The organism is Georgenia satyanarayanai (assembly GCF_009193135.1).
Taxonomy (GTDB): Bacteria; Actinomycetota; Actinomycetes; order Actinomycetales; family Actinomycetaceae; genus Oceanitalea; species Oceanitalea satyanarayanai.
In genome coordinates this window covers 29,794-43,792 of sequence record NZ_VUKC01000006.1, presented here as the reverse complement: position 1 = coordinate 43,792, position 13,999 = coordinate 29,794, and the positions used below count along the sequence as shown (strand labels likewise).

The following is a 13,999-nucleotide window of genomic DNA, read 5'->3' as shown; positions in this document are numbered from 1 at the left end:
CATGTTCGTCATGACCGCCGACCAGAAGTCCAGCCGCCGGCGCGGCGACGCCGTGCCCGGGCTCCTCGACGCCGTCGCGGCGTGGCGCGACCGGCAGCCGTCCGACCCCTTCGTCCTGCCGGTCGAGCGCACCGTCGGGGACGAGGTGCAGGGTGTGCTCTCCGACGCGCGCGCCGTGGTCGCGCTCGCCCTGCTGCTCCAGCGGCTGGGTGGCTGGAGCGTGGGCATCGGTGCGGGCCCGGTCGTCGAGCCGCTCGCCGAGTCGGCGCCGGCCAGCTCCGGGGAGGCCTTCATCCTCGCGCGCACCGCGGTCGAGCGGGCCCGGGGGCGGTCGGCGAGCGTGCCCCTCGCCGTCGACGGCGCCGCCCCCGGGGCCGCGGAGGAGGCCGAGGCCCTGCTCCAGCTGCTCGCCGCGGTGGTCCGCCGCCGCAGTGGCGCCGGCTGGGAGGTCGTCGACCTCGTCGCGGAGGGCGGCACCCAGCGCGCGGCCGCCGAGCGTCTGGGCATCAGCGCCCAGGCCGTCAGCCAGCGGCTCGACGCCGCGCTGTGGCAGGAGGAGGTGCGGCTGCACCCGCTGGCAGCCCGGCTGCTCGTCGCCGCCGAGGAGGGGTCCTCATGAGCTGGGCCGGTGCAGGTGTCGTCGTCGCGGCGCTCGTCGTCTCCATCCTCCTCGGGCGCGTCGTCACCGGCCTCGTCCTGCGCCGCGTGCAGTCGGCCCCGCCCGCGAACGGGGTGCTCCGCGGCGGCACCTGGATCGGGATGCTCGAGCGTGCGGCCATCACCGGCGCCGTCCTGGCAGGGTTCCCGGAGGGTGTCGCCGTCGTCCTCGCGGTCAAGGGCCTGGGCCGCTACCCGGAGCTGCGCGAGAGCCACCCCGACAAGGTGAGCCCGGCCGCCGAGCGGTTCATCATCGGCACGCTCATCTCCTACACGTGGGCCGGGGCGTGCGCCGTGCTGGGTCTGTGGGCGCTCGACGCGATAGGCTGACTGCCGCTCTCTCGAAAGGAACACCTCAGTGGCCACCACGAACGACCTCAAGAACGGCATGGTCCTCGTCATCGACGGGAACCTCTGGTCCGTCGTCGAGTTCCAGCACGTCAAGCCCGGCAAGGGCCCCGCCTTCGTGCGCACCAAGATCAAGAACGTGCTCTCCGGCAAGACGATCGACAGGACCTTCAACGCCGGCGTCAAGGTCGAGACCGCCACGGTGGACCGCCGCGACATGCAGTACCTGTACCAGGACGGTGACGACTACGTGTTCATGGACACGTCGACGTACGACCAGATCCTCATCGGCGCGGACATCGTCGGGGACGCCGCGAACTTCCTCCTCGAGGGGCAGATGGCGACCGTCGCCACGCACGAGGGCCGGGTCCTGTACATCGACCTGCCCGCCTCCGTCGTCCTCGAGATCACCTACACCGAGCCGGGTCTCCAGGGCGACCGCTCCTCCGCCGGCACCAAGCCCGCCACCGTCGAGACCGGCTACGAGATCCAGGTGCCGCTCTTCCTCGAGCAGGGGACCAAGGTCAAGGTCGACACGCGCACCGGGGACTACCTCGGCCGCGTGAACGACTGACATGGCGGCACGCTCCAAGGCGCGCACCCGCGCCGTCGACGTCCTCTACGAGGCCGACCAGCGCGCGCTGGCCGGCTGGGAGGTCGAGCTGCGCGAGCTGCTCACCCAGCGCCTGCAGCACACGGCGGCCCAGACCGCGCTGCCGCAGTACGCGGTGGAGATCGTCGAGGGCGTGGCCGACCATGCCACCGAGATCGACGAGCTCATCACGACCTACGCCCAGGACTGGACCCTCCCGCGGATGCCTGCGGTCGACCGGGCCATCCTGCGCCTGGGCGTGTGGGAGGTCATGTTCAACGACGACGTGCCGGGCGCCGTCGCGGTCGACGAGGCGGTGGCCCTGGCCACCAAGCTGTCGACCGACGAGTCGCCCCGCTTCGTCAACGGCCTCCTCGGCCGCATCCTCCAGCTGGAGGCCGGCGGCCGCTGAGCCGCGACCGAGCCGGAGCCGGGATCCCCGTGGGGGCCCGGCTCCGGCCGCGGTCGGACCTGTCGGCCGCGTCGTCGGTGGCGCGGGGTCGGCGGCACCTCCGCGCCCGACGTCTTCCCACGCGGCCGTGTCTGTGCACAGAATGCTGTCCAGGGCGGTCACACGTACACCGTCCAACATGCAAGACAGCGCGCGTGTCGGGGGCCGATGAGTTCACCATCGAGTCACCGGGGAGTAAAGTTCCCGCTCGCTGGGTCAACGGCGCCCCACTTCTGGTCAAGTCATCACGGAACAAGGGGAAAAGCACCATGGGCCCGATCCACGGAACCACGCCGCAGCCGGGGGCGCCGCCGCGCCAGGGTCTCTACGACCCCTCGTACGAGCACGACGCCTGTGGCGTCGCCTTCGTCGCCACGCTGCGCGGGACTCCGGGCCGCGACATCGTCGACGCCGCTCTCACGGCACTCGCCAACCTCGACCACCGCGGTGCCGTCGGTGCCGAGCAGGACACCGGCGACGGCGCCGGCATCCTCCTTCAGGTGCCGGACGCCTTCCTCCGTGCCGAGCTGCCCTTCGCGCTCCCGGAGCCCGGTCACTACGCCGCCGGCCTGGCCTTCCTGCCCGGCGGCAACGGGGCGTCCACCGAGCGGGCGGCGGCTGTGGCCACCATCGAGCGCATCGCCGTCGAGGAGGGGCTGCGCGTGCTCGGCTGGCGCGAGGTGCCCGTCGTCGAGAACCTCGTCGGGCAGATGGCCCGGTCCACGATGCCGGCCTTCCGCCACCTCGTCGTCACGGACGCGGACGGCGAGCGCTCCGGCGTCGCGCTGGACCGCCTGACCTACCGGCTGCGCAAGCGCGCCGAGCACGAGCTGGGCGTCTACTTCGCCTCGCTGTCCTCCCGCACGCTCGTCTACAAGGGCATGCTCACCACCGAGCAGCTCGGGAGCTTCTTCCCCGACCTCGCCGACCCGCGCCTCGTGAGCGCGCTGGCGCTCGTCCACTCGCGGTTCTCGACCAACACCTTCCCCTCGTGGCCGCTGGCGCAGCCCTTCCGGATGGTCGCGCACAACGGCGAGATCAACACCGTCCGCGGCAACCGGAACTGGATGGGCGCGCGCGAGGGCGTGGCGTCCAGCGAGCTGCTCGGCGACCTCGAGCCGCTGCTGCCCGTGTGCCCGCCCGGCGCGAGCGACTCCGCCTCCTTCGACGAGGTGCTCGAGCTGCTCCACCTCGGCGGACGCTCGCTGCCCCACGCGGTGCTCATGATGATCCCCGAGGCGTGGCAGAACCACGGCGAGATGGACGCGGCGCGGCGCGCCTTCTACGAGTACCACGCGACGATCATGGAGCCCTGGGACGGCCCCGCGGCGATGACCTTCACCGACGGCACCGTCATCGGCGCCGTCCTGGACCGCAACGGGTTGCGCCCGGCCCGCTACGTCATCACCGAGGACGGGCTCGTCGTCCTCGCCTCGGAGTCCGGCGTCCTCGACATCGACCCCGCGACCGTCGTGCGCAAGGGCCGCCTCGAGCCGGGCCGCATGTTCCTCGTCGACACCGCCGCGGGGGAGGTCGTCGACGACGACGCCCTCAAGGACGAGCTCGCGGCCGCCGCCCCGTACGCGGACTGGCTTGCCGAGCACACGCTCCACCTCGCCGACCTGCCCGACCGCGAGCACGTGCTGCACTCCCGCTCCTCGGTGACGCGGCGCCAGCAGGTGTTCGGCTACAGCGAGGAGGAGCTGCGCGTCCTCCTCGCACCGATGGCGCGCACCGGTGCCGAGGCCCTCGGGTCGATGGGCACCGACACGCCGATCGCCGTGCTCTCCACCCGGCCCCGGATGCTCTTCGACTACTTCGCCCAGCAGTTCGCCCAGGTGACCAACCCGCCGCTGGACGCGATCCGGGAGGAGCTCGTCACGTCGCTGGGCGGCGCGATCGGCCCCGAGCCGAACCTCCTCGCCGAGGTCCCCGAGCACGCCCGCAAGCTCGTGCTGCCCTTCCCGACGATCGACAACGACCAGCTCGCGAAGATCGCCCACGTCGGCAGCGCCCGCGCCGGCAAGGGCCTGCGCTCGGTCGTGGTCTCCGGCCTGTACCCGGTGGCCGGCGGGGGAGCGGCGCTCGAGCAGCGCCTGGAGGAGATCTTCGCGGAGGTCGACACCGCGATCGAGGACGGCGCGAGCTTCATCGTGCTGTCCGACCGCCACTCCACGGCCGCGCTCGCCCCGATCCCCTCGCTGCTCCTCACCGCGGCCGTGCACCACCACACGCTGCGTCGCCGCACGCGCACCAAGGTCAGCCTCCTCGTGGAGGCCGGCGACGTGCGCGAGGTCCACCACGTCGCCCTGCTCGTCGGCTACGGCGCGGCCGCGGTCAACCCCTACCTCGCCATGGAGAGCGCCGAGGAGCTCGTCCACACGGGCGCCGTCACCGGCCTCACCACGGAGCAGGCCGTCTCCAACGTCATCCGTGCGCTCGGCAAGGGTGTGCTCAAGGTGATGAGCAAGATGGGGATCTCGACGGTCTCCTCCTACCGCGGCGCCCAGGTCTTCGAGTCCCTCGGCCTGTCCCGCGAGCTCGTGGCCCGCTACTTCACCGGCACCCCCGCCCCGCTCGACGGCGTCGGTCTCGACGTGCTCGCGGCGGAGGTGGCCGCCCGGCACGCGACGGCCTACCCGCCCTCGGGGATCTCGCCCGCCGACCGCAGCCTGCGGTCCGGTGGGGAGTACCAGTGGCGCCGCGACGGCGAGCCGCACCTCTTCGACCCGGAGACGGTCTTCCGGCTGCAGCACGCCACGCGCGCCCGCCGTATGGACGTCTTCCGCGACTACACCCGCCGGGTGGACGAGCAGGCCGAGCGCCTCATGACGCTGCGCGGGCTGTTCCGGCTGCGCGAGCGCGCACCGATCCCGGTCGACGAGGTCGAGCCGGTGAGCGAGATCGTCAAGCGCTTCTCCACCGGTGCGATGTCCTACGGGTCGATCTCCGCCGAGGCGCACGAGACGCTCGCGATCGCGATGAACTCCCTCGGTGCACGCTCCAACAGCGGGGAGGGCGGGGAGGACACCGACCGTCTCCACGACCCGCGGCGCCGCTCCGCGGTCAAGCAGGTGGCGTCCGGGCGCTTCGGCGTGACGGCCGACTACCTCACGAGCGCCGACGACATCCAGATCAAGATGGCCCAGGGCGCCAAGCCCGGTGAGGGTGGTCAGCTGCCGGGCACCAAGGTCTACCCGTGGGTCGCCGGCACCCGGCACTCCACCCCGGGCGTCTCGCTCATCTCCCCGCCGCCCCACCACGACATCTACTCGATCGAGGACCTCGCCCAGCTCATCCACGACCTCAAGAACGCCAACCCCGAGGCGCGGGTGCACGTCAAGCTCGTGAGCGAGGTGGGCATCGGCACGGTCGCGGCCGGGGTCGCCAAGGCGCACGCCGACGTCGTCCTCGTCTCCGGGCACGACGGCGGGACGGGCGCCAGTCCGCTGACCTCGCTCAAGCACGCCGGCGGACCCTGGGAGCTGGGCCTGGCCGAGACCCAGCAGACGCTCATCGTCAACGGCCTGCGCGACCGGATCACCGTCCAGACCGACGGCCAGCTCAAGACCGGTCGCGACGTCGTCATCGCCGCGCTGCTCGGGGCGGAGGAGTACGGCTTCTCCACTGCGCCGCTCGTCGTCGCCGGCTGCATCATGATGCGCGTGTGCCACCTGGACACCTGCCCGGTCGGCATCGCGACGCAGAACCCCGAGCTCCGTGAGCGCTTCACCGGCAAGGCCGAGCACATCGTCGCGTTCTTCGAGTTCGTCGCCCAGGAGGTGCGCGAGATGCTCGCCTCCCTCGGGCTGCGCTCCCTCGACGAGGCGGTGGGCCGCGTCGACCTGCTCGACACGGACGAGGCCGTGGGTCACTGGAAGACCGCGGGCCTGGACCTGTCGCCGATCCTCGCGGACGTCGACCCGGCGCCCGGCACCGCCCGCCGCCGTATCCGTGCGCAGGACCACGGGCTGGAGAAGAGCCTGGACGTCACCCTCATCGAGCGGGCCCGCCCCGCCCTCGAGGACGGCGCCCCGGTCCGCCTCGACCTGCCGGTCTGCAACGTCAACCGCACCGTCGGCACGCGGCTGGGCCACGAGGTCGTCAAGCGCCACGGCGCGGCCGGCCTGCCCGACGGCACGATCGAGATCACTCTGCGCGGGACCGCCGGCCAGTCCTTCGGCTCGCTCCTGCCGCCGGGGATCACGCTGCGCCTGCTCGGTGACGCGAACGACTACGTCGGCAAGTCGCTGTGCGGCGGGCGCGTCGTCGTCCGGCCGGAGGAGGAGTCGCGGCTCGTCGCCGCGGACAACACCATCGCCGGCAACGTCATCGGCTACGGCGCGACGTCGGGGGAGCTGTTCCTCTCCGGGCGCGTCGGTGAGCGCTTCTGCGTGCGCAACTCCGGCGCGACCGCCGTCGTCGAGGGGGTGGGCGACCACGCTCTCGAGTACATGACCGGGGGCACCGTGCTCATCGCCGGCCCCACCGGCCGCAACCTCGGGGCGGGCATGTCGGGCGGTACCGCCTACGTGCTCGACCTCGACCGCGGGCGGGTCAACGCCCCCGCCGTGGCCGACGGCGAGCTCCTCCTCGTCGACCTCGACGCCGAGGACCGTTCCATCGTCCTCGACCTGCTCCGACGCCACCACGAGCACACCGGCTCTGCCGTGGCCGCCGAGCTCCTCGCCGACGCCGACGCCGCGTGCGCCCGTTTCGTCAAGGTCCTGCCCAGCCGCTTCGCGGCCGTCTCCGCCGCCCTCGCCGACGCCGCCCAGGAGGGCCTGGACGCCGGTTCCCCGGACGTGTGGAGCACCATCCTGGAGGTGTCCAATGGCTGACCCCCGCGGTTTCCTGAACTACCGGGAGCGCGAGCTGCCCGCCCGCCGCCCGGTCCCGGTGCGGATCCTCGACTTCCGCGAGGTCTACGAGCGGCGGCAGGAGGACGCGCCCGCGCTCGTCCGCCAGGCCACCCGCTGCATGGACTGCGGTGTGCCGTTCTGCCACGCCGGCTGCCCGCTGGGCAACCTCATCCCGGAGTGGAACGAGCTCACCCGACGCGAGGACTGGGAGGCGGCGATCGGCCGGCTCCACGCGACGAACAACTTCCCGGAGTGGACCGGGCGGCTGTGCCCCGCGCCGTGCGAGAGCGCGTGCGTCCTGGGCATCAACCAGCCCGCGGTGACGATCAAGAACATCGAGCAGTCCATCGCGGACACCGCCTGGGACCAGGGCCTGGTGACCCCGCAGGTGCCGGACCGGCAGACCGGCCGCACGGTCGCCGTCATCGGCAGCGGCCCGGCGGGTCTGGCCGCCGCCCAGCAGCTCACGCGGGCCGGCCACACCGTGGCCGTGCTCGAGCGCGACGACCGCATCGGCGGCCTGCTCACCTACGGCATCCCCGACTTCAAGATGGAGAAGGTCCAGGTGGACCGCCGGGTGGCGCAGATGGAGGCCGAGGGCACGGTCTTCCGCCCCGGCGTGGACGTCGGCACCGACGTCACCGGCGAGCAGCTGCGGGAGCGGTACGACGCCGTCGTGCTCGCGCTCGGGGCCACGGTCCCGCGCGAGGTGCCCGTCCCCGGTCGCGACCTGGGCGGCATCCACGTCGCGATGGACTACCTCGTCCAGTCCAACCGGGTCGTCGCCGGTGACGACGTCCCGGACCAGGTGACGGCGGCCGGTAAGGACGTCGTCATCATCGGCGGCGGTGACACCGGCTCGGACTGCTTCGGCACCGCCCGCAGGCAGGGAGCCCGCTCGGTCACCCAGATCGACATCAACGTCCGGCGCGGCGAGGACCGCGCGCCGGGGGAGCCGTGGCCGATGGACCCGCGGGTCTTCACGGTCTCGACCTCCCACGAGGAGGGCGGGGAGCGGATCTTCGGCACCGCGACCCTCGAGTTCGTCTCCGACGGGAGCGCCGGTGCGGGCCAGGTCACCCACATCCGGATGGTCGAGGTGGTCCGGCACGCCGACCGCTCCACGACCCCCGTCGAGGGCACCGAGCGGCTCATCCCCGCCCAGCTCGTCCTCATCGCCATCGGCTTCGAGGGCGTGCCCCGCGGCGGGCTGGTCGACCAGCTCGGCGTGGACGTCGACGAGCGTGGGCGTGTCGTCCACGACGAGATGTTCGCCACGTCCGTGCCCGGAGTGTTCGTCGCCGGCGACGCCGGCCGCGGCCAGTCGCTCATCGTCTGGGCCATCGCGGAGGGCCGGTCCTGCGCGGCAGCGGTGGACCACTACCTCGACGGAGGCAGTGGCCTGCCCGTCCCCGTGACGGCGTCCAGCGCCCCGCTGGGGGCCGGGATCGCGAGCCTCGGCTCCTAGCCGGCCGAGAGGGGCGTTCGCCGGGCGAACGTCCCTCTCGCGACGACGAATCGGGCTATAGGCTGATCACCATGCGTAGAGCAAAGATCGTGTGCACCCTTGGACCGGCTACAGAGTCGGCCGACCAGATTCAGGCGCTCGTCGACGCCGGCATGGACGTGGCCCGGATCAACCGAAGCCACGGCTCCGCTGCCGAGCACGAGGCCGTCTACCACCGCGTGCGGGACGCCGCGCAGGCCTCCGGCCGCGCCGTCGCCGTCCTCGTCGACCTGCAGGGGCCGAAGATCCGCCTCGGGCGGTTCGTCGAGGGGGAGGTCGAGCTCAGCGAGGGCCAGACCTTCACCATCACCACCGAGGACGTCCCCGGCACCGCCGAGATCGCGTCGACGACGTACGCGGGCCTCCCGGGCGACTGCACCCCCGGTGACCGCATCCTCATCGACGACGGCCGTGTCGCCGTGCGGATCCTCGAGGTCGACGGCCCCCGCGTCGTCACCCGCGTCGAGGTCGCCGGCCCCGTCTCCAACAACAAGGGCCTCAACCTGCCCGGTGTCGCCGTCAGCGTCCCGGCCCTGTCCGACAAGGACAAGGAGGACCTGCGCTGGGCGCTGCGCCTCGGCGCCGACGTCATCGCGCTGTCCTTCGTCCGCTTCGCCGCGGACATCGACGACGTCCACGCGATCATGGACGAGGAGGGACGCCGCGTCCCGGTCGTCGCCAAGATCGAGAAGCCGCAGGCCGTGGAGAACCTCGTCGAGATCGTCGACGCCTTCGACGGCATCATGGTCGCCCGCGGCGACCTCGGCGTGGAGCTGCCGCTCGAGGAGGTGCCGATCGTCCAGAAGCGCGCCGTCGAGCTCGCCCGCCGCAACGCGAAGCCGGTCATCGTCGCCACCCAGGTGCTCGACTCGATGATCACCAACCCCCGCCCCACCCGCGCGGAGGTCTCCGACTGCGCCAACGCCATCCTCGACGGCGCCGACGCGGTCATGCTCTCCGGTGAGACCTCGGTGGGCCAGTTCCCGATCGAGGCCGTCCGCACGATGGCCCGCATCGTCGAGCACACCGAGGAGGAGGGCGGTGAGCGCATCGCGCCGCTGGGCACCACCCCGCACACCCGCGGCGGTGTCATCACCAGGGCCGCCGCCGACATCGGTGAGCTGCTCGGCGTGAAGTACCTCGTCACCTTCACCCAGTCCGGGGACTCCGCGCGCCGCATGTCGCGCCTGCGCTCCTCGATCCCGCTGCTTGCCTTCACGCCGCTCACGGCCACGCGCAGCACGCTGGCGCTGAGCTGGGGTGTGCAGACCTACGAGGTCCCCGAGGTCGCCCACACCGACGAGATGGTCGCGCAGGTGGACAAGGTCCTCACCAGCTCGGGCCTCGCGGAGGACGGTGACCGCATCGTCATCGTCGCGGGCATGCCCCCGGGCCAGGTCGGCAGCACGAACTCCATCCGGGTCCACAAGGTCGGCGAGCTCCCGAGCCCCAGCTGACCCGCGTCACCCACCGATCTCAGCCCCGTCGGGTTCGCCCGGCGGGGTTGAGTCGTCCCACGGGGACGTCGGCACGCCGCACGAGGACGCCGGCGCGACGCCGCGCTCAGGCGGTGGTGGCCTCGCCGGCGGCGGGGGGCGCACCGAGTGCGCCTGCGATGCGCTGCTCGACGGCGTCGGTGGCGGCCGTGGGCAGGACGACGAGGCCCTCGAGCTCCCGCGTGGCACGACGGTAGGCCGACTGCCGCTCGGCGTGACCGGCGGCCGGGTCCTCCGCCAGCGCGAGGAAGCGCTTGGCGCGCAGGAGCGCCTGCTGCTCGCCCGGGGAGAAGTCGGAGGCGCGCCGCCGGCGGGCCTCCTGCTCGGCCCGGTCGAACGCCGTCTCGTAGCGGCGGACCGCCTCCCGGTAGGCGGCGAGGTCGGCCGGCTCGGCGAGGAGCAGGGCCGGGTCGTCCGGGCGGGCCGCCTCGGCGTCCCGCCGCGCGCGGTGGAAGTCCACGGTGAGCGGCTCACGCATGTCGGTGATGAGGGGGTAGTCGATGAGCGCGGCGACGTCGAGCTCGTAACGCAGCCAGCGGGCGTTGACGGCGTCGTGGCGGGCGAGTGTCCGCTCCACCTCCGTGCGCGTGGCGGCGGCCTGGTCGGTCGCCGCGGCGCGGGCCCCGTACTTGATCCGGGCGAGCTCGAGCCGGTCGCGACGGCGCCGCTCGTCCCACGTGCGCACGTTCTTCGCGACCGCCCCGACCGAGCCGCCGAACGCCGCCCCGAGCGGGAACACGAGCCACCAGTACGCGCCCACGAACTCGAAGAAGGTCACGGTCGGGAGTGTAGCGACGGGGTGCACGGGTGGATGTCGGTGCGCCCCCGTAGCCTCGACGGCGAAGGGGGTGGGGGCATGCCGTTCGTGAGGGAGTCCAAGGGTCGGTGGCACGTGTGCGCCACCGTGGACCTGCGCCAGCTGCCCGAGCGGCACCGGACCCGGACGCGGTTCGAGGTCCTCGAGGAGTTCGGGTACACCCGGCTGCCGCCGGACGGACGCGATGCCGCCGGTCCCACGTGGTCACGGGCGGCCGTCGAGCACGTCGTACCGCCCGGCTTCGTCACTGACCTCGCCTCGGTGCCGGCGGTGCTGTGGGGCGTCATCGCGAGCTACGGTCGCCAGACCCTGCCCGCTGTCCTCCACGCCACGCTCTACGCCGCCGCACGCGCCGCTCCCCGAGCCCCCCGCACCCGGCGCCTGCGCCGGGAGGCGGACACCCTGTTCCGCCTCACCCTGCGCGACACCGGGGCGGGACCGGTGCGGCAGTGGCTCATGTGGGCGGGGGTGCGGACGTTCGGCAGCCCGGTGGTCGTCGTCCCGCTCGTGGTGACGGGAGTGGTGCTGCTCGCGGTCGGCGCACTCGCGCTGGGTGGCTGGCTGACGGCTCCCGCGATCGCGCTGGCGGCCGTCATCACCGCAGCGGCCGCCCTGCTCGCCGCCCTCGTCGTGACCGGCGTCGAGGAGGGGGACGACGGGCGAGCGCACGTCCGGGCCGACAGCCTCGGCGGCCTGGTGGGGGCGTGCGGGCTCGTGCTCGTCGCGGCACCACCGGTCGTCGTCGTCATCGTCGTCACGACTCTCGTGCGCGTCGTCGTCGAGCTGGGGGAGGAGCCGGTGGCCGGCCCCGGGCGCCCCGTGGAGGAGACGGCGCCGACGGCGCGGATCACGTGGTCCCCGCTGCTCGCCCGTTCCCCCGGCCAGGCGAGGCCTGCGCCGAGCCGGGAGCCCTGAGCTCGGACGGCAACGACCGCGGAGCCGTCCTCACGGCTCCGCGGTCGTCTCCCTGTCAGCTCAGACGCGGCACCAGATCCACCACGGCACCGCGGTGCAGAAGGAAACCTGCGGGGTGATCTCACTGCCGCCGGGCGCCGACACCACGGGCTGCGTGACGACGGGGGTCGTGCCGCCAGGAAGCTCGTGGCTCCCGGGCACGGACGCCGCGGCCGGGGCCACGGACAGGCCGACGACCGCGAGGGCGACGGCCGCGGTGCGGACGATGGTGCGCTTCATCAGATCCTCATTCTCTGGAGAAAGGGTGGAGGTTTCCCACATCGTCCCCGCCCAACGTCGCGGCAGTCATCCTTCGGAAGTAGGAAGAGGATCCGCCATGAGGAGGGTTTGTGGTCAGGTGCCGATCAGCGGACAAGGCGCCGCTCGTAGGCGTACACGACGATCTCGAGCCGCGAGCCGACCCCCATCTTTCGCATGATTGACGAGACATGGGTCTTCACGGTGGTCTCGGCGACGAAGAGCTCCTCGGCGATCTGGCCGTTGGACCGGCCGCGGCAGAGCAGCTCGAGGACCTCGTGCTCGCGCGAGGAGAGGCCGATGTCCGCGGCCTCGGCGGAGCTCGGCGTCCGCAGCAGGTAGTTGTCGATGAGGCGGTCGGTCGGCCCGGGGGAGACCACCCGGTTGCCGCTGTGCGCCCGGCGGATCGACTGGACGAGGTCCTGGGGGCTCGTGTTCTTGAGCAGGAACCCGGCTGCCCCGGCGTCGAGCGCCTCGAGGAGAAACTCGTCCTCGTCGAAGGTCGTGAGGAGGACGATGCGCAGCTGGGGGAACTCCTTGCGGAGCTGGACGGTCGCCTCGATCCCCGTCATGACCGGCATCTGGATGTCCATGATGACGAGGTCCGGGTCGTGCGCGCGCACGAGGTCGCGTACCTGCGACCCGTCGTCGGCGGTCCCGACGACGTCGATGTCGTCCGCGGTCGCCACGTAGCTCTGGAGCGTCGCGAGGACCATGGGGTCGTCGTCCACGAGCAGCACGCGGATCGTGGCCTTGTCGGTGGGTCCCTCGGCACCCTCAGTGCTGTGCGGCACGCTCTACCTGTCCTTCGGTCGCGGAACTGATCGTCGGGATGGATGCCTGGATGATCCATCTCCCATCATGATGGCGTACGACCAGGCTGCCTCCGACCGCCTCGACACGTTCCCGCACGCCGATGAGGCCCACGCCCGAGCTGAGCGCACTGTCCGCCTCGGCGCCCTCGCGGGCGTCGTTGAGGAACAGGGCGCGGGTCTCGACGTCGGTGCGCTCGATCATCACCGTGCACGGCGCACCGGGGCGGGCGTACTTCGCCATGTTGGCCGTGCACTCCTGGATGACGCGCACGAGCGCGGTGCGCACGGAGAATGGCAGCGGGAGGTCGACGTGGTCCTCGACGTGCACCTGGAGCCTGTGGCCCGCGCGCTCGAGGGAGGCCCGGGCATCGTCGAGCGCGCGCTGGAGGGTGGGGGCGGCGGCGGCGATCGCCGCCGGCACGTTTTCCGTGCCGGGCCGCCGCACGCCGCTGTCCTCGGTGCGCAGGATCTTGAGCACACCGCGCATGCTCACGACCGACTGGCGGCCGATGGCGATCGCGTGGTCGATCTCCTCGAGCACCCGGGGGTCCTGGATGCCGGTCAGCTTCGCGCGCTCGAGCGCCATGATGATCGAGGTGATGTCGTGGATCGAGGTGTCGTGCAGCTCCCGCGCGAGATCACGGCGCTGGCGCGCCAGCTGCACCATCGAGTTCTGCTGGAAACGGTCGACGGATCTGAGCATCGAGCGGACGGCCTCGCCGATGACACAGGGGAGCAGGAAGATCGTCAGCCAGGTCACGAGATCGGCGAGCGGGATGTCTGTCGGTTGCACAACCGTGAGGATGACGACGACGGACAGGACGTAGAGGTAGCCGATCTGCCGCGGCCGTGAGGCGATGAGCACACCGGCGATGAGCATCGAGGCGACGATCGTCAGGGAGAAGGGGTGGAAACCGAGAACGACCTCGGCGACGACGAGCGGCAGGGACAGCGCGGCGGCGATCACCGGCCAGCGCGCCAGGCCGTAGAGAATGAGGACCGCCGCCACCTGGACGAGCGTCAGCGCCGTCGGCAGGTTGTCGACCTCGCTGACGTACAGCTCCCAGCCCAGCAGGAGCGTCACGCCGACGTAGAGGAGGAGGCGGGCGCGCCGGGCCCACCGCGTCTTGACGTCGGGCTCTCGGCCGAGCCTGGACGCGGCGCGTGCGGTCGTGCCGCGAAGACGGTGCATGAGGTCCATCACGCCAAATCGTTCCACACCCGGGCGCAGCCTGGTACGGG

Annotated in this window: 12 protein-coding genes; 8 read left to right on the top strand and 4 right to left on the bottom strand. The window is 72.4% G+C overall.

Annotated elements, in window-relative coordinates; translation table 11 throughout:
• The first annotated feature begins 1 nt into the window (after position 1).
• The 7 genes from GD632_RS08735 (at position 2) to pyk (ending at position 9,874) form a co-directional block, all read left to right on the top strand.
• Positions 2 to 619, top strand: coding sequence for a hypothetical protein (locus GD632_RS08735; RefSeq protein ID WP_152191051.1), 618 nt, complete (start codon positions 2 to 4; stop codon positions 617 to 619).
• On the top strand, positions 616 to 987 hold the full coding sequence (locus tag GD632_RS08730) for a hypothetical protein (RefSeq protein WP_152191049.1): 372 nt from the start codon (positions 616 to 618) through the stop codon (positions 985 to 987). Before GD632_RS08735 ends, GD632_RS08730 begins: the two co-directional genes overlap by 4 nt.
• Positions 988 to 1,015: 28 nt before the next feature.
• Positions 1,016 to 1,579, top strand: coding sequence for an elongation factor P (gene efp, locus GD632_RS08725; RefSeq protein WP_152191047.1), 564 nt, complete (start codon positions 1,016 to 1,018; stop codon positions 1,577 to 1,579).
• A 1-nt stretch (position 1,580) separates the two neighbouring features.
• A complete protein-coding gene (nusB, locus tag GD632_RS08720; RefSeq protein ID WP_152191044.1) occupies positions 1,581 to 2,009 on the top strand; it encodes a transcription antitermination factor NusB in 429 nt (142 codons plus the stop codon).
• A gap of 308 nt (positions 2,010 to 2,317) precedes the next feature.
• Complete coding sequence (gene gltB / locus GD632_RS08715; protein ID WP_152191042.1) at positions 2,318 to 6,889, top strand: glutamate synthase large subunit; 4,572 nt, start codon at positions 2,318 to 2,320, stop codon at positions 6,887 to 6,889.
• Entirely contained in the window at positions 6,882 to 8,378 is a 1,497-nt protein-coding gene (locus GD632_RS08710) for a glutamate synthase subunit beta (protein ID WP_152191040.1), read from the top strand. Before gltB ends, GD632_RS08710 begins: the two co-directional genes overlap by 8 nt.
• 71 nt (positions 8,379 to 8,449) lie before the next feature.
• Complete coding sequence (gene pyk, locus GD632_RS08705) at positions 8,450 to 9,874, top strand: pyruvate kinase (RefSeq protein WP_152191038.1); 1,425 nt, start codon at positions 8,450 to 8,452, stop codon at positions 9,872 to 9,874.
• Positions 9,875 to 9,980: 106 nt separating this feature from the next.
• Here the strand turns inward: pyk and GD632_RS08700 are convergent, their stop codons facing one another.
• Entirely contained in the window at positions 9,981 to 10,691 is a 711-nt protein-coding gene (locus GD632_RS08700) for a hypothetical protein (RefSeq protein WP_152191035.1), read from the bottom strand.
• 78 nt (positions 10,692 to 10,769) lie between these two features.
• On the opposite strand from GD632_RS08700, the gene GD632_RS08695 reads away from it, so the two are divergent.
• Positions 10,770 to 11,645 (top strand): DUF1353 domain-containing protein, encoded by an 876-nt coding sequence (locus tag GD632_RS08695; protein ID WP_193311414.1) that lies wholly within the window; start codon positions 10,770 to 10,772, stop codon positions 11,643 to 11,645.
• 60 nt (positions 11,646 to 11,705) lie between these two features.
• Here GD632_RS08695 and GD632_RS08690 read toward each other — a convergent pair whose 3' ends face one another.
• From GD632_RS08690 to GD632_RS08680, 3 genes are all read right to left on the bottom strand, one after another.
• Positions 11,706 to 11,924: a hypothetical protein gene (locus tag GD632_RS08690; protein ID WP_152191031.1), complete on the bottom strand. Its 219-nt coding sequence runs from the start codon at positions 11,922 to 11,924 to the stop codon at positions 11,706 to 11,708.
• 125 nt (positions 11,925 to 12,049) lie between these two features.
• Positions 12,050 to 12,736: a response regulator gene (locus GD632_RS08685; protein ID WP_226924760.1), complete on the bottom strand. Its 687-nt coding sequence runs from the start codon at positions 12,734 to 12,736 to the stop codon at positions 12,050 to 12,052.
• Entirely contained in the window at positions 12,720 to 13,958 is a 1,239-nt protein-coding gene (locus GD632_RS08680) for a sensor histidine kinase (protein ID WP_193311413.1), read from the bottom strand. Before GD632_RS08680 ends, GD632_RS08685 begins: the two co-directional genes overlap by 17 nt.
• Positions 13,959 to 13,999: the final 41 nt, after the last annotated feature.